1 protein-coding gene is annotated in these 991 nt (G+C 68.4%); it reads right to left on the reverse strand.

Features of this window, described 5'->3' with window-relative positions:
- Positions 1-31: 31 nt before the first annotated feature.
- Positions 32-991 (reverse strand): DUF4349 domain-containing protein (locus tag ACNPM4_RS14850; RefSeq protein WP_448986160.1); only part of this gene is annotated, 960 nt, incomplete at its 5' end.

The raw sequence follows: 991 nt of genomic DNA on the forward strand, positions 1-991 counted from the left end.
ACGCGGCCTCTTCAGGTTTCGTGGGGAGGCTTCAGGCGTCGTCGTCCGTCTGCTCCGGACTCGCCGCAGGTGCGGATCGACGGTTCCGGCGCGCTCGACGGATCAGCCACACGATCAGCACGACGACACCGACGACCGCCAGCCAGGGGAGGACGAAGCCCAGAGCGATCACGAGGGCGTTCAGCGAGACGACGAGGCCGTTCCATCCGGCGAGCAGGCCGTCGGCGAACCCGGCGGGATCGGCGGTGGTGGCCGTCGTCGCTCTGGTGAGTTGTACCTGAAGCGATGACATCGCGACCTGATCCTGCAGGGACTCGAGCTGCTGCTCATACGACTCGAGCTGCGCCTGTCGGTCGGTCAGCGCGACCTCGGCCTCGATCAGCTCGGAGACGCTGCCCGACTGCGCCATCAGCTCGGTGAGACGCTCGACGGACGCGCGCGTCGAGTCGACGCGCGCCTGAAGATCGATCGACACCGAGGTCACGTCTTGCTTCGACGTCGACGACGAGAGGACGTCACCGGTCTCCCCGAGCGCGGCGATCACCTCCGGCAGATCCGTGGAGGGCACGCGGATGCTGATCCAGCCGTACGCCGAGTCGGCGGGAGCCGGTTCGGACGTGCCGTCGATGGCGACGGACTTCCCGATCTCGGTGCTCTCCACGTAGCCGTCGTGCTCCTCGGCGAGGTTCGCGATCGCCGAAGCGGCGTCCGCGATGCTCTTCACCTGAACCGTCGCCTGCGCGGTCGCGATGATCTCCCTATCGCCCTCGCTGCTCTCGGCACCGGCGATGGTGGAGTCGGAGATGCTCCCGGGGAGCGATTCGGGCGCGGAGTCGGACATCTGATCCGGTGATGACGACGAGGAATCCATCGAGACGCCGCCCGGCATGCTCAGCCCTTCGGCCGTCGACGTTGCGGCGCCACCGACCGCGCCGAGAATCGGTGGTGTCACGAGGACGCCGACGACGAAGGCCGCGGCGATGCCGCCGCC

It is taken from the genome of Microbacterium umsixpiens, assembly GCF_053543675.1.